Annotated in this window: 19 protein-coding genes and 1 other RNA gene; 8 read left to right on the top strand and 12 right to left on the bottom strand. The window is 32.5% G+C overall.

Going from position 1 to position 17,824, the window contains the following annotated elements:
* The first annotated feature begins 4 nt into the window (after nucleotides 1-4).
* From ytxJ to H593_RS0107080, 4 genes are all read left to right on the top strand, one after another.
* Complete coding sequence (gene ytxJ / locus H593_RS0107090; RefSeq protein WP_028871806.1) at nucleotides 5-388, top strand: bacillithiol system redox-active protein YtxJ; 384 nt, start codon at nucleotides 5-7, stop codon at nucleotides 386-388.
* Nucleotides 389-494: 106 nt separating this feature from the next.
* Nucleotides 495-875 carry a hypothetical protein gene (locus tag H593_RS19940; protein ID WP_147231644.1) on the top strand — a complete coding sequence of 127 codons (381 nt, stop codon included), beginning with the start codon at nucleotides 495-497 and terminating at the stop codon, nucleotides 873-875.
* Between the two features lie 36 nt (nucleotides 876-911).
* Nucleotides 912-1,682 carry a P-loop NTPase family protein gene (locus H593_RS19935; RefSeq protein ID WP_051229645.1) on the top strand — a complete coding sequence of 257 codons (771 nt, stop codon included), beginning with the start codon at nucleotides 912-914 and terminating at the stop codon, nucleotides 1,680-1,682.
* Between the two features lie 168 nt (nucleotides 1,683-1,850).
* On the top strand, nucleotides 1,851-2,570 hold the full coding sequence (locus H593_RS0107080; RefSeq protein WP_028871805.1) for a class I SAM-dependent methyltransferase: 720 nt from the start codon (nucleotides 1,851-1,853) through the stop codon (nucleotides 2,568-2,570).
* Between the two features lie 33 nt (nucleotides 2,571-2,603).
* Here H593_RS0107080 and H593_RS0107075 read toward each other — a convergent pair whose 3' ends face one another.
* The 3 genes from H593_RS0107075 to fahA form a co-directional block, all read right to left on the bottom strand.
* Entirely contained in the window at nucleotides 2,604-3,785 is a 1,182-nt protein-coding gene (locus H593_RS0107075; protein ID WP_028871804.1) for a hypothetical protein, read from the bottom strand.
* Nucleotides 3,786-3,937: 152 nt separating this feature from the next.
* On the bottom strand, nucleotides 3,938-5,122 hold the full coding sequence (locus H593_RS0107070; protein ID WP_028871803.1) for a hypothetical protein: 1,185 nt from the start codon (nucleotides 5,120-5,122) through the stop codon (nucleotides 3,938-3,940).
* 242 nt (nucleotides 5,123-5,364) lie between these two features.
* Nucleotides 5,365-6,657 (bottom strand): fumarylacetoacetase, encoded by a 1,293-nt coding sequence (gene fahA, locus H593_RS0107065; RefSeq protein ID WP_028871802.1) that lies wholly within the window; start codon nucleotides 6,655-6,657, stop codon nucleotides 5,365-5,367.
* Between the two features lie 197 nt (nucleotides 6,658-6,854).
* Between fahA and glyA the strand changes: the two genes are divergently transcribed.
* A complete protein-coding gene (gene glyA / locus H593_RS0107060) occupies nucleotides 6,855-8,126 on the top strand; it encodes a serine hydroxymethyltransferase (RefSeq protein WP_028871801.1) in 1,272 nt (423 codons plus the stop codon).
* A gap of 255 nt (nucleotides 8,127-8,381) precedes the next feature.
* Here the strand turns inward: glyA and H593_RS0107055 are convergent, their stop codons facing one another.
* The 8 genes from H593_RS0107055 to H593_RS0107020 form a co-directional block, all read right to left on the bottom strand.
* The gene (locus H593_RS0107055; RefSeq protein ID WP_028871800.1) at nucleotides 8,382-9,941 is read right to left on the bottom strand and encodes a hypothetical protein; all 1,560 of its coding nucleotides are present in this window, start codon (nucleotides 9,939-9,941) and stop codon (nucleotides 8,382-8,384) included.
* A gap of 115 nt (nucleotides 9,942-10,056) precedes the next feature.
* Nucleotides 10,057-10,794 (bottom strand): hypothetical protein, encoded by a 738-nt coding sequence (locus tag H593_RS0107050; protein ID WP_147231646.1) that lies wholly within the window; start codon nucleotides 10,792-10,794, stop codon nucleotides 10,057-10,059.
* 101 nt (nucleotides 10,795-10,895) lie between these two features.
* A complete protein-coding gene (locus H593_RS20775; protein WP_147231647.1) occupies nucleotides 10,896-11,117 on the bottom strand; it encodes a hypothetical protein in 222 nt (73 codons plus the stop codon).
* 86 nt (nucleotides 11,118-11,203) lie between these two features.
* Nucleotides 11,204-11,629: a hypothetical protein gene (locus tag H593_RS0107045; RefSeq protein WP_028871798.1), complete on the bottom strand. Its 426-nt coding sequence runs from the start codon at nucleotides 11,627-11,629 to the stop codon at nucleotides 11,204-11,206.
* Nucleotides 11,630-11,724: 95 nt separating this feature from the next.
* Entirely contained in the window at nucleotides 11,725-12,114 is a 390-nt protein-coding gene (locus H593_RS0107040; protein WP_028871797.1) for an acyl-CoA thioesterase, read from the bottom strand.
* Between the two features lie 107 nt (nucleotides 12,115-12,221).
* The gene (locus H593_RS0107035) at nucleotides 12,222-12,515 is read right to left on the bottom strand and encodes a hypothetical protein (RefSeq protein ID WP_147231648.1); all 294 of its coding nucleotides are present in this window, start codon (nucleotides 12,513-12,515) and stop codon (nucleotides 12,222-12,224) included.
* A gap of 270 nt (nucleotides 12,516-12,785) precedes the next feature.
* Nucleotides 12,786-12,947: a hypothetical protein gene (locus H593_RS20770; RefSeq protein ID WP_157588794.1), complete on the bottom strand. Its 162-nt coding sequence runs from the start codon at nucleotides 12,945-12,947 to the stop codon at nucleotides 12,786-12,788.
* An 84-nt stretch (nucleotides 12,948-13,031) separates the two neighbouring features.
* Complete coding sequence (locus tag H593_RS0107020) at nucleotides 13,032-14,063, bottom strand: glutaminyl-peptide cyclotransferase (protein ID WP_028871794.1); 1,032 nt, start codon at nucleotides 14,061-14,063, stop codon at nucleotides 13,032-13,034.
* A 109-nt stretch (nucleotides 14,064-14,172) separates the two neighbouring features.
* Between H593_RS0107020 and ffs the strand changes: the two genes are divergently transcribed.
* The 3 genes from ffs (at nucleotide 14,173) to fsa (ending at nucleotide 16,228) form a co-directional block, all read left to right on the top strand.
* An RNA gene (ffs, locus tag H593_RS20445) (signal recognition particle sRNA small type) lies at nucleotides 14,173-14,271 on the top strand.
* A gap of 142 nt (nucleotides 14,272-14,413) precedes the next feature.
* Complete coding sequence (locus H593_RS0107015; RefSeq protein WP_028871793.1) at nucleotides 14,414-15,217, top strand: SDR family oxidoreductase; 804 nt, start codon at nucleotides 14,414-14,416, stop codon at nucleotides 15,215-15,217.
* Nucleotides 15,218-15,574: 357 nt separating this feature from the next.
* Complete coding sequence (fsa, locus tag H593_RS0107010) at nucleotides 15,575-16,228, top strand: fructose-6-phosphate aldolase (protein ID WP_028871792.1); 654 nt, start codon at nucleotides 15,575-15,577, stop codon at nucleotides 16,226-16,228.
* Nucleotides 16,229-16,314: 86 nt separating this feature from the next.
* On the opposite strand, the gene H593_RS18650 is transcribed toward fsa, so the two are convergent.
* Nucleotides 16,315-17,736, bottom strand: coding sequence for a TlpA family protein disulfide reductase (locus H593_RS18650; RefSeq protein WP_051229644.1), 1,422 nt, complete (start codon nucleotides 17,734-17,736; stop codon nucleotides 16,315-16,317).
* Between the last annotated feature and the right edge of the window lie 88 nt (nucleotides 17,737-17,824).

The following is a 17,824-nucleotide window of genomic DNA, read 5'->3' as shown; positions in this document are numbered from 1 at the left end:
ATAGATGGGGTTATTTAAAAATGTATTTGGTTCTTCAGAGCCTAAAGAAGAAAAAGTATTGCCTTGGCAAGCGTTAACTGAAGTTGCGCAGTTGGCAGAAATAGAAAAGCAATCACAAACTAAAACGCAAGTGATATTTAAACATTCAACAACGTGCGGAATTAGTAAAATGGCAATGAAACAATTTGTTAGTGCTTATAATTTGGATGCTAATTTAGATCTCCATTATTTAGACTTGTTGAGTTACAGAGAGGTGTCTAATGAAGTTGGTTACAAATTTCAAGTGATTCATCAATCTCCTCAATTAGTTATCATAAAAAACGGAACTACAGTTGGACACGCATCTCATGGTGCGATTGGTGAATTGGATTTAGAGACCTTTGTTTAAACTTTTTAAATGACTACTTTGTAACATGCGAGTGAATTATGATACTAACTAGTCAATGACACGAGATATTCTATTTCGAATAAAGCACGAGTTTTCTAAATTTACCTTGAGTGGAAAAAAAGGAATCGATAAAAGATTAACATCCTCTTTTAGTCAACCCAAAGATAAGTCCTTTGACTTTGATATAATCAGTAAGTATTTTAGAAATAAAGACAATTCTAAAGCGTATCAGGTTCTGTCAGATAAAACGTGTAATGACCTGGGTTTTGAAGATTTGTATGCGTTTTTAGATCGAACACATTCAAAAATAGGTCAGCAATACCTGTATAATAAACGTCGTGCCATTCAACGTAATGAAGAACAAACGAAATTGGACGAGACTATCATTGATGTGTTAACTAGAGATTCGGAATTTAGAATATCTGTTCAAAAAAAGATAGAAAAACTAAATCATAAGGATGCTAATCATGTGATTTCACTTTTTTAAGATGCGCATGTGAAGCCATCAAAGTGGTTTTTTGTAATGAAACTATTATCCTTTATAAGCTTAGTTCCATTGATTCTTTCATTTATCAATCCATTATTTTTTATTATTTTACTTGTTGTGTTTTGTGTGAATTGTGTCATTCACTTTTGGAACAAAAACAACTTATTTCAATATGTAAGTTCTATTCCCCAATTATTAAATCTTAATAAAGTAGCAACTTCGTTATATAGTATTCCTTTATTTAAAGATTTAAATATAAAATTACCGACGTCAATTAAATTAATAAATCAAGTAAAAAGTAGAATGTCTCTCTTTCAGCATGAAGCAAAATTACAAGGAGATTTTCAAATCATATTTTGGTTTCTCTTTGAAATATTTAAAACATTATTTCTAATAGAACCTTTGTTTTTATTTGGAGTTTTGAGACGATTGGATACCAAGAGAGAGGACATAGAGAACGTTTTCGAATTTGTTGGTCATGTTGATATGCTCATTTCTATTGCTTCTTTGAGAGCAGGTATTGATTCGTCTTGTAAACCCACTGTTATAAGTGGTAACGGAATTATAGCTCATAAAATGAGACACGCGTTAATTTATGACTGCACTCCCAATAGTATTACAATAACTGATAAGTCCGTGTTGCTCACGGGTTCTAATATGTCTGGTAAGACCTCTTTTATTCGCGCTGTTGGACTTAATGTCATTAGAGTCCTTGATATCAATGATTACCCTAAAGAAATTGTGAACGAAGCTATGGCTATTTCAAGAGTATTAGATAAGGTGTACTATGTGGCTAAAGTTGAATAATTCATAAAATGATACTTTAACAGTTCAATCAGCTTATAGTTAAATTGAAGATTTTGATTTTATGAAGCTTAGTTAATTTACATTTTGTTATAGCAACGTTAAAGGATTTTTTTTCAAATAGTTAATGGGTTAATTTCGTTAGACGATTCATTAGTTATAAGATTTAGGATGAAAAAAACAACTTACTTTATTTTTTTGATAATAATGCTGCTGGCGTATTTCAACTCATATGCTCAAGACCGTGAAGCTAAACATAGGTATACTTACAAAAAAGATAATCCCAATGGTATTGGTAAATGGTATATGGGACGAGAAATCGCCTATGTTATGGGGTATCAAGGGATTGGATGGTTGGAGCGTACAGAGCGCGAAGAGGAAGAAAAGACTGCAAAATTACTAAGCAATATGAACATTCATTCTACAGATGTTATTGCAGATATTGGCGCTGGCTCTGGTTATCACGTCTTTAAAATGGCGCAAATGGCTTCTAAAGGATTGATCTATGCTATTGATATTCAACCAGAAATGTTAGTGGCTATGGATTATAAAATAAATGCTGACAATATTAAAAATGTGGAAACTATAAAAGGTGGTGAGCAAAGTGAAAATCTTCCAGAAAATTCTATCGATAAAGTACTTATGGTAGACGTGTATCATGAGTTTAATTATCCTGCAGAAATGTTGGCATCCATCAAAAAAGCATTAAAACCCAATGGTAGAATATTTTTAATCGAGTATCGTGGTGAAGATGGTAACGTTCCCATTAAATCCATTCATAAAATGACAGAAAAACAAGCTATAACAGAGTTTGCAGTTGCTGGTTTTGTCTTAGAAAACAATATTGATAACTTACCTTGGCAACATTGTATGATTTTTAAAGTAAAGTGAACATTAGAAAATGTGCCAATTCTAGCACTTTTTTTAACCTTTAAAATTATATCTAGTAATAATTTCTTTTAGTCTGAGTTTTAAATCTTCGCCTGTATCAAAAATCATTTGTTCTGTATTTGGAAACGGTACAACTCTATTAGTGATATAATCTAAATACACACCGTCTATGGCTCTTTTGTCCCCTTGATATGTGGCGAAAAAATGTTCAAATAAAAATGTACTTTCTATAGGAAAGCGGTCTATCAGCTGCTTCGTTTTTGTATCTGTATATTCTGCAGTTGCAACTATAGTCGATGTTTTAAATTGACGAGTCTCTAGATACTCACATGTGACTTTTGTGAATTTATCTTCTTTTATATCATTACCCAAAGAATCTTTTTTTACGTTGCCATTGCGGTCTAAGACATATTTAAAACCGTCTTTCACGAGTTTTTCTTGAATAATTTGTCGCTCTTTTATTTGTTCTGGGGACATTATAATATCTTTAAAAATTAAAGATAAATTATAGTCATAATTTAAATCGGCTACTTTTTCATTGTGATAAACAGTCCATAAATCATTTAATCCATATGTACTTATGTTTAGTAAATCTGTTTCTAATCGTTGTGGTATTATTTGCTCTGTATTGTTTTTGAGAGTTATAAGTATAATATCCTGACCTTTGTATAACGCATCATTTGTGAGTGCATTTACATCTTTATAATTAGGGTTTATTTTATCTATATATTTAAAATCATCATAAGCCTGTCTTGCATTCAACTTATCATCAGTCTCTAGTAAAATTATAGCTTTGCCATATAGGTAATTAGTCGTTTCCTCTTTGTATTTAATAATCTGTGTATTGTAATCACTAAACTGAAACTTAACCTCCTTACCATTATAATAGAGTGGAAGTATCGGCTTAATCTGTTCCTGACGGTTATTTAAATTTTGGAATAGTCCATAAATATCTTCAAAATTCTCTGGGTTTGCATCTTTTTTTAAATATGAAATTCGATCTAAATCTCTCTTAGTTGCTTTATTAAATGCGTTTTTTAATAATAATATAGAGGCTTGTTTGCTTTTTTTAGACTTGTTGTTACTCAATTTTCTCAAAGCATCATTTATGGCAATATCATAGTTGCCATTATTAACTTGTTTTTCAATGCTCTTGGTAGTATTACAGGCCACTATTACAGTTGCTATCGTAATTAAAAGTAGAAATTTTTTCATTTAGATCTGGCTAGTTCAGAATTTTAGGTAAAAATAGAATAACCTTTAATAGTTTAGAACTCTTTAGCATTTATTTTAAGATTTAATCTTTAGATTGTCATTCTTATAACAAACTCCCAAAGCAATTACTTTGAGAGTTTGTTATACTAACTTTAGCCTCTTCTCATTCTATAAGAGCTAATAATATCTTTCAATTTTAACTTGATATCTTCACCAGTGTCATGCACCATTTGTGCATCGCTAGGGAACAGGAGTCTTCTATTTCTAGTTAACGCATGTTCTTGTCTGTTCAAAGCTCTTCGGTCACCTCTAACAGTTGCATAGAAATGTTCAAATACAAACTCACTATCAATAGCAAAAGCATCTAAGGTTTGGTTTGTTCTTAAATTTGTATACACCACATCGGCAATAACTTGCGTTGATTTAAATTGATTAACCTCAAAGTATCGCGCTCTAATAGTAACAATCTTATCAATCTTTATTTTGTTGCCTAGACTATCCACCATCACATTACCATGAGTATCTGTTTGATATTCCCAACCATCAACTATGTTTTTTTGCTTTAATACTTGTCTAGAGTTTACTTGCTCTGGCGAAATATTAATGCGCTTTAATTGCAATTGCATTGCAAAATCATAGTTGACTTCGGAAATGTGCTGAGCGTGATAAACCGTCCAAAATTGATTTAATCCGTACGTGTCAAAGTTCAATAAATCGGCCTCTAATTGCTGCGGAATGATTTGTCTTGTTTGGTTTTCAATAGAAACCATAACATAATCGGTGCCTTTATTGTGAGCTTCGGTCATAAGACTTCGAGTATCCTCAAAATTTGGATTGATACGTTCTATATAACTAAAGATATCGTATGCTTGTCTAGCCTTGTGCTTATCTTCAGAATCTAAAAGCATGATTCCTTGGCCAATTAAATACTCTGAAGTCTTATGTCTGTAGTCGATGATTTCCAAGGTATAATCATTGAATTTTAAATCAAGATTTCTACCATTTATTTGTAAGGGCATGACGCGCTTAATCGCATTTTGTCTTGCTTCTAGGTCTAAATAAGTTTCGTAAATCGTTTTGTATTGCTCAGGATTTCCATCCTTTTTTAAATGTACAACATCTAGTAAATCTCCCTCTAAAACTTTGTAGTAAGCATCTTCAAGCATAACGATATAGTCCTGCTTACGCTTTTTGTCTTTGTTGTTTTCGAGTTTTTTTAACGCATCATTGATGGCTTGGTCATAGTTACCATGATTAATGGCGCTTTCAATTTGTTTTCTTCCGCTACATGATGTTAGTACCAGAAGAAGTACTGTTGTGAGTAGTAATTGCTTCATAATTCTAGATTTTAGTGAAACTCTATGTTGCAAATCCTTTAGGATTTAGCAACATAGTTAGTTGAACTAATCCCGAACTCGTTTCGGGATCTTAAACTCGTAATTCCAAATTACGTGCCATACTAAAAAAGCAACATTTATATTTTATAAATTCCGAAGAACATATAAAATAAAAAGCTTGAAATTAAAAGGGATATCCTTCTAACTTCAAGCTTCCATGTTCTAGTTTTGTATTTTTTCTACTACTTCTTTTTCTTCGGATTAAAAACAGGTAATAATTCTGTTTTCACAGATCCAAATCCAATACGTGTACCGTCATTTTCACAATACCCTCTCATGATTACTGTATCATGATCATTTATGAATTTACGCTCACTACCATCTTTCATTGTTACTGGTTTTGTGCCCTTCCATGATAACTCTAACATAGATCCGTAAGAATCTGGCGTGGGTCCAGAAATTGTACCACTTCCCATCATATCTCCAGAATTCACAGGACACCCATTTACAGTGTGATGCGCTAACTGCTGTGACATATTCCAGTACATGTACTTAAAGTTTGATTTAGTAACAGTCGTTTCCTTAGCACCTTTTGGTCTGATACCAACTTCTAAGTTGATATCAAAACTCTTTTTACCCTTAGTTTGCAAATACTCAAGTGGTTTAGGATTTTGTTTTGGGCTCTCAACTCTAAAGGGTTCTAGAGCATCAAGCGTTACAATCCAGGGCGACATTGAAGAGGCAAAACTCTTACCTAAAAATGGTCCTAATGGTACATATTCCCATTTTTGAATATCACGTGCAGACCAGTCATTAAATAACACTAGTCCAAAGATGTATTCTTCAGCTTCAGCGATAGGAATTGGTTCACCCAAGTCATTTGCATCTGTTGTAATGAAGGCCATTTCTAATTCAAAATCAACTAATTTAGAGGGACCAAAAACAGGAGTTTTTGCACCTTCTGGCATCGTTTGCCCTTGCGGACGATGAATAGGAATTCCCGACGGAATAATAGACGAACTACGACCATGATAACCAACAGGCATGTGGACCCAATTTGGTAATAACGCATTGTCAGGATCTCTAAACATGGTGCCTACATTGGTTGCATGTTCTTTACTAGCATAAAAATCGGTATAATCACCAACCTGAACAGGTAATTGCATTTCAATTTCATCTAAACGAAATAACACAATTTCTTTATGTGGATTGTTGTTTTTAAGTGTTTCGTTTTCGTTATCAAAAATTTTAGCGATGCGATTACGAACTAAACGCCACGTTTTTCTACCATCTGCAATAAAGTCATTCAAGGTGTCTTGAAGAAAAATATCATCTGTTAAAGGGATTCCTTCAAAATAACCAAGTTGATGTAAAGCACCAAGGTCAATGGCTGTGTCTCCTATTCTAGTTCCAATAGTAATGATGTCATCACGAGTTAAGAATACTCCAAACGGAATGTTTTGAATTGGGAAATCAGAGTTTTTTCCAACGTGCAACCACGAAGAACGGTCAGGATTATTTGCAGATAATGGCATGTATAACAGTTTTATTATATTTTATTTTCTATTCAAACCTACATAATTTTTTTATTTTAATCTCATAAAAGTATAAAAAATAGGGATAATTTAACTGTTAATAACATGCTCATAAAAGTTTGTTATAAATCTGTTTATTTGAACTCTTTTAAGAGCATGATTTCTTACTTTTGTGAAACTTAATTTAAACTTTAGATATGCAACGTGATTCACAGATTTTTGAGCTTATAGATGCTGAAAAAAGCAGACAAATAAACGGTTTAGAGCTTATTGCTTCAGAGAATTTTGCAAGCGACCAAGTCATGGAAGCTGCAGGTTCTGTACTAACGAATAAATATGCCGAAGGTTATCCAGGTAAACGTTATTACGGTGGTTGTGAAATCGTTGATGAAGTAGAGCAACTTGCTATTGATAGAGCCAAAACTTTATTTGGTGCTGTGTATGCTAATGTACAACCACACTCTGGAAGTCAAGCAAATACTGCAGTTTTTTCAGCTTGTTTAAATCCGGGAGATAAAATTTTAGGATTTGATTTGTCGCATGGTGGACATTTAACCCATGGATCTCCGGTAAACTTTTCTGGTAAATTATATAACCCAACATTTTACGGAGTAGAAGAGGAGACAGGTGTTTTAAACTACGATAAAATTCAAGAGATTGCATCTCGTGAAAAACCTCAAATGATTATTGCAGGAGCCTCTGCTTATTCTCGTGATATTGATTTTAAGCGTTTTCGTGTTATTGCAGATAGTGTTGGTGCATTATTGTTAGGAGATATTTCGCATCCATCAGGCTTAATAGCTAAAGGCATTTTAAACGATCCGTTACCTCATTGTCATATTATAACAACTACAACTCACAAAACATTAAGAGGGCCAAGAGGTGGCTTAATAATGATGGGACAAGATTTTGATAATCCTTTTGGTTTAAAACTGAAAAACGGAAATCTTAAAAAAATGTCTTCGTTGTTAAATTCGTCTGTATTTCCAGGTAATCAAGGTGGACCATTGATGCATATCATTGCTGCTAAAGCTATCGCATTTGGTGAAGCGCTTACTGATGAATTTATGCATTACATGTTGCAGGTAAAAAATAATGCAGCAGCCATGGCAAAAGCATTTGTAGATAGAGATTATCATATTATTTCTGGAGGTACAGATAACCATATGATGCTTATTGATTTAAGAAATAAGGATATTACAGGTAAAGCTGCAGAAGAAGCTCTAGGTAAAGCAGATATTACAGTGAATAAAAACATGGTGCCATTTGATGATAAGAGTCCGTTCGTGACCTCAGGAATTAGAGTCGGTACAGCAGCAATTACTACTAGAGGCTTACAGGAAGGCGATATGGAATCGATTGTTGATTTTATTGATCAAGCGATTACTAATTATGAAGATGATGTAAAGCTAGAAGCGATTGCATTACAAGTGAATGAGATGATGGGCGGGAAGCCATTGTTTGCTTAAAACAACAGAAACAACCTTTAAGTTTTAAAGTAGATATTTATAATTGGACCTCATAGGCTTTTAAAACCTATGGGGTCTTTTTTGTATAATGCCATTTCGACGAAAGGAGAAATCTCATTATATGACTTATTAAGGACTTCCGGTATGCTTCTAAAATTTTAAGTTATAACAGTAGTATAGAGTAGTTCTAGCCTTGTCGGTAAAAAACACCAACAAAGATTAAATCGATTCTTTTTAGTCATAAATTGGAATAAATCAGTCCTCAGTAAAAGGAGTACTCTTGTAAGCGCCAAGATCTGGAGGAGATGGTCTTGTTGCACCTAAAATATCATTAGTTATTTCAAAACTCGTGCTTCCAGCGCCATTAGCTGCAGAATTCTCACCAATCATCAACATGTTTTCAAACGGGAGTTTGAAATCTGGATCGCTATTAAAAATACAGTCCTCGTATAAATCTGTATTACTTATAAGATAGTTGGCATTACTCGAGAAGTTACCACTAGTGTCCTGAAAACGGATTAAGCAATTGGTGAACTTGAAATTGAAAAGGTTGTCAGAAATATTATCAAAACCAATCTCTGGATTATCATTTCCAAAGATGATACAGTTGTTGAAGTTAGCTTCCATTAAATCATTACCAATATTCATATTGTTTTCATCAGTAACATAATTGTTTAAAAATACTGCTGGGAATTGTCTAAAACTATTATTCCAATAGTTAGCGATTGTGCAATGTGTGAAACTGTACTTTCCGCCTAAAGTTCCAGCAAAAGAGGATTGTCCACTAGCATTAATTACCACGTTTTCTGCAGAAATAGAACTCGCACGACCCAATATTCCGAAGTTACTAGAATTATAAATCTGTGAGTTTGTTATCGTTAATTTATCATCTATGGCATTTTGGTTGCCCTCACTTAAAATCCCAACCGTACCATTTTTAATAGTCGCATAATTAATATCATTATCTACACTACCATTAAACAACCATATCGTTCCCCATTGTCCAGGAACATCAGCAAAAAGTGGTTCTAATCTGTCACCTTCAAAGATAACTTCACTTTCTAAAAGCTCTTGGTCAGCGCTCAAAGCACCATTAACTTTTAATGACGCATTATTAGTCACCAATAAACCAGAATTAGCATGGAAATGCACACGTGCTCCAGCTTCAATAGTTAAAACATCTCCATCACCGACCGCTGCGTAACCATAAATAACATAGGGTTTTTCGTTTGTGAATGTGAGTTCGTTATTTTCTAGAAAGCGACCTTGAAGTGTTGTTTCATCTTGCGTACCGTTACCATCTACATCAAACGTTAAGGTTTCAACGATACCAGTAGTATTATCTCTATCTGGATAGATAAATACTGCGTCTTTTATAAGGGTTACCAATTCTACTTTTTGGGAATTAGTACCAGTATCAAACTCAATAGCATCGGTATACAGAAACTCTAAACTGTTTAGCGCGAGCGCTTGAATATCTGCTGTAGTTTCTACAAAAATAAACAGACTATCATTGGCTAAAAGCTCTACGTTTTCAAATTCTTTTCCAGGGAGACCATCAACATTTAATCTGTAATTTGAACTTTCACCTTGGCTTAAACGTACTGTAGGAATAGAAATATCATCATTACTACGGTTATAGACTTTTAGGTTATACGTACTTGATCCTATATTTGAAAAAATGGTATCTAAATAGATGGTGTCTTTAGAAAATTCTAGATTACCCGTACTTGGCGCAAAATCAAAATCTTTTCTGCATGAGCTCCAGAACATTAATATGCCAATTGTAAATAGAAAGTATATAATTCGTTTCATAAAAAAATAATCTAAACCTAGTGCGTTTGAGTAAATAATCAAACGTGCCTTAGACACCTCAAATATAACTTTTGTAGTTAACTTTTATTATGGTTGTCTACAAAATGTTTTAAATCTAATTCTTAGTATGAGCTTCAAGTATTTTTTTAAAGGCTTCACTGTGCGTTAAAAGTGCGTCAACCAACATAAACTCATTTTCTTTTTTAAGTATTGTAGCATTCAATTGTTGCGCGCTGCAATAATCAAAAAATAATTGTTGATATGGTTTTGGGATATCTAATTGAATAGTTAAATACTTCTGATTGAAGTAGGTATTCGTTTCAAAAAGAATAATAAAGTCCTCTGGAGCTAAATAAACCACATCAGGTTCACTTTTTTTCTTTTTAAAGAGGTTTCCTATTAATTTAGCAACTGCAATAAGGTCTAAAGTAGGTTGGAGGTTTTCTCCACTTCCAAAGGTTCGTTTTTTGAATGCTATTTGTCCTTGCTTTGCCGTATTCGTGCTTAATCCAATTGAATCAAACATTTTTTCTTTAATCTGATTAACTTCAACTGGATCTAATTCATTCGTGATTTTTTTGAGCTCGATAACCATATCTTCTTCAAAATGAGAGGCATTAATACTTATAAATTTTTGACTATGAAAATAAGAGTTAATTACCAGCACATCATTTGCCTGAGCCTCAATTTGGAAAACGCCTTTATCATCAGAATAGCTTAAGATGTTTTGTGTTCTATTAATGATTTTAGCGCCTATTATTGGTGCTTCGTTGTCATAGATAAAACCTTTTATAGATTGCGCTCCAGTAAATAAGGGTAAAAGAAGCACAATAAGTAATTTTAGATGTTTCAAAACCGTGGTTGTTAATTGAATTTTAAAATTAAGAAATTTTAGAGGAATAAAAATAGATATTAAGAGAGTTTAACGGCCTTACTATATGTAATATTGTTGATTTAATCGTCTACTTGTCTGGCTAAAAGTGAGTTGAATGCTTCGCTAGAAATAATTAAATAGTCTAATAATTCAATCTCTCGATGTTCCATAATAAGGGTCTTATTTATGTTTTGAGCACTACAATATTCAAAAAACAAATACTGTAATTCTGCCGGTATTTTTAATTCTGAGATGAGCAAGGATTGATTAAAAAGCCTATTGTTTTCAAATAAGGTGATCAAATCTTCTATTTGGATATAAACGATTTCAGGAGTTTTGTTTTTCTTTTTAAACAGACTACCAATAAGTTTTCCAATAGCTATAAAATCTATATTGCTACTGGGTTGAATTCCGTATAGATAAGGTCTGCTTTTATATCATTAGGGAGTTGATTTTTAATCTCAGTTGTTAAGACAATAGAATCAAATTTCTTTTCCAAAATTTTAGTAACTTTTACTTCATCCAATGCATTAGTGGTTTTTTGAAGTTCGATAACGATTTCCTCTTCAAAATAGTCCTGTGATAGTATGATGGTTTGTTGCGAATGAAAATAAGAACTGATAGTAAGTGTGTCTTTATGTTTAACTCCTATTTTAAATTGGCCGCTCTCGTTAGAGTATGTTAAAATATTTTGAGTTATGTTTATAAGTTTGACCCCTTTTATTGTAGATTCATGATCGTAGATAAAACCACTAATGGTTTGAGCGTTAGAGGTAAACGAGGCTGTAAATAGTAGAATTGTTAAATACTTCAATCGGATGAAATCATTGGTCGATATCTCAAATTAAGACATTTTCGAAGAGAATAAAATTAGATTTAAGAGAGTTTAATAGCTCTTTTAGAGTTTCTTTAACTGAATAAATTGGCAACGTCTTCTGGGATTCGTGCTGGTTTATTAGTGTCACTAGACATGAAACACCAGACTGTTTCTGAGGTTGTGAGTAGTTTTCCTGTAGTTTTATTGAATATCTCTACTGCTCGAGTGGATTTTGCGCCTTTAGAGTGTAGTATGAATGTTTTTAATAAAAGAGTGTCACCTAAAAGCGCTTCTCCTTTATATTGAATGTGATGGCTCATCATCACCCAGAAGTATTTTAGTCTTATCTCTTGAGTGGATTTTAAAGTCCAATGTGCCGCAGCAATATCTTGAACCCAACGTACATATTCTATATTATTGACATGATTTAATAAGTCTAACTGGTCTTTTGTAACCGTGAGTTCTTGCTCGTAGATTTGCATACTTTTTAATTTCTAGAATAAAAATTTAAAAGTATGGATTATTCTTTCTTTCTGAAAATATTGGAGATGTTATATAACAATTCACCTATTAATGTACGCTCTAATTCTCAGTTTTTGATGTTTTCGCGTTCTTCTTTTTTTACTTTACGTCTCAAACATTTATTCATCTCATAGAAATCTGGAACACCTGCATATATTAAATTTTCACCACAATCATTAGGATATTTGTCAAGTTCTATTTTGTAAACGCTACTTTGATTTATGAAGAGATCATAATCAGACATACCAATAAATTTCATGTTTATAGTGTCTCCCGTTTTTGCTTTCATTGAAAAGTTGCCATCAAAGTCTGACTCGGTTTTTATTTCTGAACGTAAATTGGTTATGGTAATTCCTGGCAATGGTAATCCGTCAATTTTTGCTATAATACTGGCTTTTATTAGTTGTTCATTTAAAATTGAAGGCGCAGTTTTCTAATTAACCATTTGAAGTTGTAAAGAATCCACTGTTACGATTCTTGATTTGCCTTGGGCTTGGATATCTTCCGTGCCAAAACTCAAGAAAGCGAATAGGGTAGAAGCAACATAACTTAAATAGTTGTTTTTTTCTTTCCGATTTAAGACTAGTTCTCTATTGAGTTGTATGGATTTAAATCGTCCACAAAGGTTGCCTTACGTTAGAAATATTTTAACAATTTGCTCATTTGTTTTAGAAGTAAAATCAATAACAGTTTTCTCGCAAGATGAGCAATGACGACCTTTTTGTTGTGTTGTCATTTGATTCCAGTCTTCGTGACAAGGTTTAGGAATATTTATGATTAGTGTCGTTCTCATGATTCAAAGAACTAAAAGAAGAGATCATTTTGAAAGTAAGAATGAGTGAACAGTACTTATAAGTGAGTGAAATAAACGTTTGGCCTATTTCTCAAAAACTTCAACCTCAAATAGTTTATCCCAACGTTTTCCTGTGACGAAAAGTGTTTTTGTATCAGGATTGTAAGCAATACCATTGAGTACATCTAAACCTGGATGTTGCTTCACTAGATTATGCAATGGAGAAAAATCAATAACACCTTCGATAGCCCCATTTTTAGGGTTTATAATGGCCACTCCATTTTTTTGATAACGATTAGCATAAATTTTACCGTTAACATATTCTAACTCATTCATGCCAATTATTTTTCCTTTATTGGTGTACACTTGAAGTTTAGAATCTTCGACTAAAGTTTCAGGATTTAGTAACCAGATTTGTTCAGTACCATCAGATTTGTAAATGTTTGTCCCATCGTTACAAATCCCCCAACCTTCTTTACTTTTTCCGTAGGTAAAACTACTTTTCTTTTCAAACGTATTGACATCGTACACAAAACCAATGTTTTCTTGCCACGTCAAGTGGTAAATATGATCATTCATGATGGTTAGGCCTTCTCCAAAATATTGATTTCCAATAGCTTTATTTTGAAGTACTTCACCCGTTTTGTAATCTACTTTTCTCAATTTAGATTCACCATATTGTCCAGTGCTCTCGTATAATTCTCCATTATGAAATTCTAAACCCTGCGTGTAAGAGGTGATATCATGAGGATACTCGTTTATGATTTTATAACCGTAAACCTTAGGAGATTGGTTGTTTAAAATGGTGATCTTAGTTTCTATAACTTCGGAAGCATCTCCTATACTAACCTTAGCCTTGACTGTTTGAATTCCTAAAAGAACATTATCCAATTTTAAAGACGCATCAACCGGTTCCCCATTTAAGGTGTAGCTAATTGTTGATATTTCAATCCCTTTTGGGTTTTTAATTGAAAGATTTATAGTTTCTCCTAGCGTTGCAACATTACTCTTAGCATTTGTTGTAATGGAAAGACTCGGTTTTTGAGGTGTAGAATTTCCGCAGGAAATAATAGTAACACTTAAGATTGTGATTATGAAAGCTTTAATTGAATACATTTTTGTAGATATTTAGGTGCAAGTTATTTAATAAAATTCAGTTTAAAAAATCAAATAAAATTCAGTTTAAAATCATTGCAAAAGAATTAAAAGATTGTATCTTTGCTGCTGGCAAGTCCTACACAACTAGCTCCTGTTGAATCCTCCAGGTCGGGAACGAAGCAAAGGTAAATGGTCGTAGCAGTGTGATGTAGGTAGCTTGCCTTTTTTTGTACCATAAACTCAAATCTTGAAAGCCTTGGCGAATCAGGATTTTTTAGTTTTTAATACTCTCAGCGGTCATCGGGATCTCATTATGAAATACGGTATTTTGAAATGTTGTATTTTGGTATTTGAAATTTATAAATAATATGTCTAAAGTTGTTTTAATTACAGGAGGATCTTCAGGAATTGGTAAATCAATTGGCGAGTTTTTATCTCAAAAAGGATTTACGGTTTATGGAACAAGTAGGTCACCTGAACGCTATCCAGATTCTAAAATCAAATTGGTAGCATTGGATGTGGCAGATGTACTTTCTGTAGAAAAAGCAATTGCAACTGTAGCTCATGAAGCTGGACGTATAGATGTGGTCATTAATAATGCAGGAGCAGGAATTACTGGGCCTATTGAAGATATTCCTAACGAAGAAATCAAGCGTAATTTTGAGACTAATCTCTTTGGACCTATCAATGTTATAAAAGCAGTGTTGCCTCAAATGCGTAAACAAAACTCCGGGCTTATAATAAACGTCACATCGATTGCTGGTTATATGGGATTACCATATCGCGGAATTTACAGCGCAAGTAAAGGTGCATTAGAGTTGATTACAGAGGCCTTTAGAATGGAAATTAAAGATTTTAATATCCATATGACGAATGTGGCTCCTGGTGATTTTGCGACTAATATTGCTGCGGGTCGTTTTCATGCTCCTGTGATTAAGGGTTCACCTTATGAAGAAAAATATGGTCAAGTTTTGAAAGCTATTGACGAGGATGTCAATAAAGGCAATGATCCTATCATTGTGTCTCATATGATTCATAAAATTATTACAACTCCAAATCCTAGAATACATTATAAAGTAGGTGCATTTATGCAAAAGTTTTCTATTATTTTGAAAAGAATTTTACCTGATAAGATGTATGAGAAAATGTTGCTGAATCATTATAAATTATAAGTTTCTATATTTTTTTTGCTGACTTATTTGTAAATAACTAATAATATGACACAGCTATTAACTCTGTTATTAATTTTGATGATAGAACAGTTTTAATTGAAGGTATTACTCAAATTTCGAGTGCTTTTAAATTTACTGTATTTTTAGATGTATTATCTCCAAGAGATTATGATGAATACTTAAGAGAATATGAGGTTAATTTGTGTTCTAGATTAACTTTCAAGGATTATATAATTATTATTAACTAGGAGTAAGCAATTTATTGTTAATATCATTTGATAATATGTTCTATGGAAAGCGTCATAAAATTGTAAATTCGTGATCATAATTTTAATCACAACTATAACATAACAACACATGAAATTTTTTATTGATACAGCTAACCTAGACCAAATAAAAGAAGCTCAAGATCTTGGTATTTTAGATGGTGTAACTACCAACCCGTCATTAATGGCAAAAGAAGGTATTACAGGTCATGATAACATTATGAAACATTATGTCAACATCTGTAATATTGTAGATGGTGATGTGTCTGCAGAAGTGATTTCTACAGATTTTGAAGGCATGGTAAGGGAAGGTGAGGCGCTTGCCGATTTACATGAACAAATCGTTGTCAAGTTACCAATGATTAAAGATGGTATTAAAGCCTGTAAGTATTTTACAGATAAAGGTATTAAAACGAATCTAACTTTAGTGTTTTCTGCTGGTCAAGCATTATTGGCAGCAAAAGCAGGTGCAACTTATGTGTCTCCATTTATTGGTCGTTTAGATGATATTTCTACAGATGGGTTAAACCTTATTGCAGAAATTAGAATGATCTACGATAACTACGGTTTTGAAACAGAAATTCTTGCAGCTTCAATTCGTCATACCATGCACGTTATTGATTGTGCTAAATTAGGAGCAGATGTTATGACAGGTCCTTTAAGCTCTATTACAGGATTATTAAAACATCCTTTAACAGACATAGGTTTAGAGAAATTCCTAGCAGATTACAACAAAGGGAACTAAATACTGTTTTGAAATTCCCAAAAGCAAAAAACTCTTGAATATATATTCAGGAGTTTTTTGCTTTTAGGAATTTAAGTTTAGTTTATTTAATGCGTTTGGGCTAAAGTAGCCTCAATAAGCTCGTCAATATCAGTGCTAAATAAATCGGTATTTGATTTAATTATATATCCATTATTATCAACGATTAATACCTTTTGTGAATTAGCTATAGCGAACTTTTGTATAGCTTCATTAGGGTTTTTAAACATGTATTCATTCTCAGTAGGATACTTTAATAAATTTAATGTCTTTTTCCACGAACTCGTGTTCATATCATTGATATTGATGGCAATAAAATCCATGTTAGGATATTTAACTTTTAAATTTTTCATCATATAATGATTATTTGTATAACTAAATTTAAAATTTGATGACCAGCAGTAAATTACCGTTGGTGCTTTAATAACATCATGTAGATCTATCACATTACTATTAAAATCTACAATATCAATATTAGGCACCTTATTTCCAGGATACAAGCTTAAAGTAGAATTAACCAAATTTTTAATGTAGGTTTTGTCAAATTCATTAGTGCTCTTTTTTAGGTAAGAGTCGAGCATACTTTTAGATTGCTCTGCGCTAGAACTATTATATACAAATACTCTAGTAGCATGTTTTAACACATAGTCTTTTATTGTTTTATTATCAATAACACTATCAATTAATCTTAATTTTTCTAGATTATAATCTAGAGCTTGTCTATCAAATTTATGATGACTTCCATCATGATAATATTCTTTTAAGGCAGTATTATGAAAATACCAATCCATAAACTTATTATACGAATAAACACCACTTAGAGACACATCATTAAAATTAACATCTGTCCTATAATCATAAAAACCGTCAGGAAGATCCTTATAATGTATCAACTTATTATTTCCGAAGTAACCAAAAGGATATTTTTCTTTATACGTATAGTAGCTGTAATTAATTCCAGCCTCAGCAATTTTCTTAAATAATAATGACGTTTCTTGTTTAACTACAAAACGCTCTAAATTTTCTAATCGCTGCTGCCTTGCTTTATTGATGTGTTTTTCAAATTCTTCTGGTTCTAAATGTTGTAGTTCATAGAACTTTTTGCTAACTACTTCATCATTTAAAAATGCTTTTATGAGAAAATTATTCTTTTTGGAACCAATTCCAGTATATACTAAAGACTCATCAAAATCACTACTGTTTAATCTAAGCATGATGCTATCATTAGGCTCAATAAGAAGCGTTTGATATTCACCTCCATGGGTAAAATAATATAAACCAGCCTTCAAATCATTGATTTTATAGACAAACCTATTTTGTGCGTCTAGACGAATAGTATCTCGCTCAGTTTCATTACTGTAGATGGTGATATAATTGTTATTAGGATTGACAATTTCTCCGCCAAAATAAGCTGTATCAGCGGTTTTGGGTTTAGAATTGCAACATGTAAATAAGAAACTTGTTAATATGCTAGCTATAATTAGTTTCATAGAAAATTTAAGTCGTGGGTAATTATTCCAAACAAAAATAAAGGTTGCGAACTCTAACTGATGTTAATAGGTTGTTAAATGTTGATTT

Origin of the sequence: Psychroserpens burtonensis DSM 12212 (assembly GCF_000425305.1) — a bacterium.
Lineage (GTDB): Bacteria > Bacteroidota > Bacteroidia > Flavobacteriales > Flavobacteriaceae > Psychroserpens > Psychroserpens burtonensis.
Note: the sequence above shows the minus strand (reverse complement) of the source record. Positions and strands in the feature narration are given on the sequence as shown.

Coding starts and splice junctions, on each gene's coding strand:
- H593_RS0107020 (WP_028871794.1), bottom strand. CDS start 14,063: ATGTATTCAATTAAAGCTTTCATAATCACAATCTTAAGTGTTACTATT.
- H593_RS20770 (WP_157588794.1), bottom strand. CDS start 12,947: ATGAGAACGACACTAATCATAAATATTCCTAAACCTTGTCACGAAGAC.
- fsa (WP_028871792.1), top strand. CDS start 15,575: ATGAAATTTTTTATTGATACAGCTAACCTAGACCAAATAAAAGAAGCT.
- H593_RS0107075 (WP_028871804.1), bottom strand. CDS start 3,785: ATGAAAAAATTTCTACTTTTAATTACGATAGCAACTGTAATAGTGGCC.
- H593_RS19935 (WP_051229645.1), top strand. CDS start 912: ATGAAACTATTATCCTTTATAAGCTTAGTTCCATTGATTCTTTCATTT.
- fahA (WP_028871802.1), bottom strand. CDS start 6,657: ATGCCATTATCTGCAAATAATCCTGACCGTTCTTCGTGGTTGCACGTT.
- H593_RS0107055 (WP_028871800.1), bottom strand. CDS start 9,941: ATGAAACGAATTATATACTTTCTATTTACAATTGGCATATTAATGTTC.
- H593_RS0107080 (WP_028871805.1), top strand. CDS start 1,851: ATGAAAAAAACAACTTACTTTATTTTTTTGATAATAATGCTGCTGGCG.
- H593_RS0107070 (WP_028871803.1), bottom strand. CDS start 5,122: ATGAAGCAATTACTACTCACAACAGTACTTCTTCTGGTACTAACATCA.
- H593_RS0107015 (WP_028871793.1), top strand. CDS start 14,414: ATGTCTAAAGTTGTTTTAATTACAGGAGGATCTTCAGGAATTGGTAAA.
- H593_RS18650 (WP_051229644.1), bottom strand. CDS start 17,736: ATGAAACTAATTATAGCTAGCATATTAACAAGTTTCTTATTTACATGT.
- ytxJ (WP_028871806.1), top strand. CDS start 5: ATGGGGTTATTTAAAAATGTATTTGGTTCTTCAGAGCCTAAAGAAGAA.
- H593_RS0107040 (WP_028871797.1), bottom strand. CDS start 12,114: ATGCAAATCTACGAGCAAGAACTCACGGTTACAAAAGACCAGTTAGAC.
- glyA (WP_028871801.1), top strand. CDS start 6,855: ATGCAACGTGATTCACAGATTTTTGAGCTTATAGATGCTGAAAAAAGC.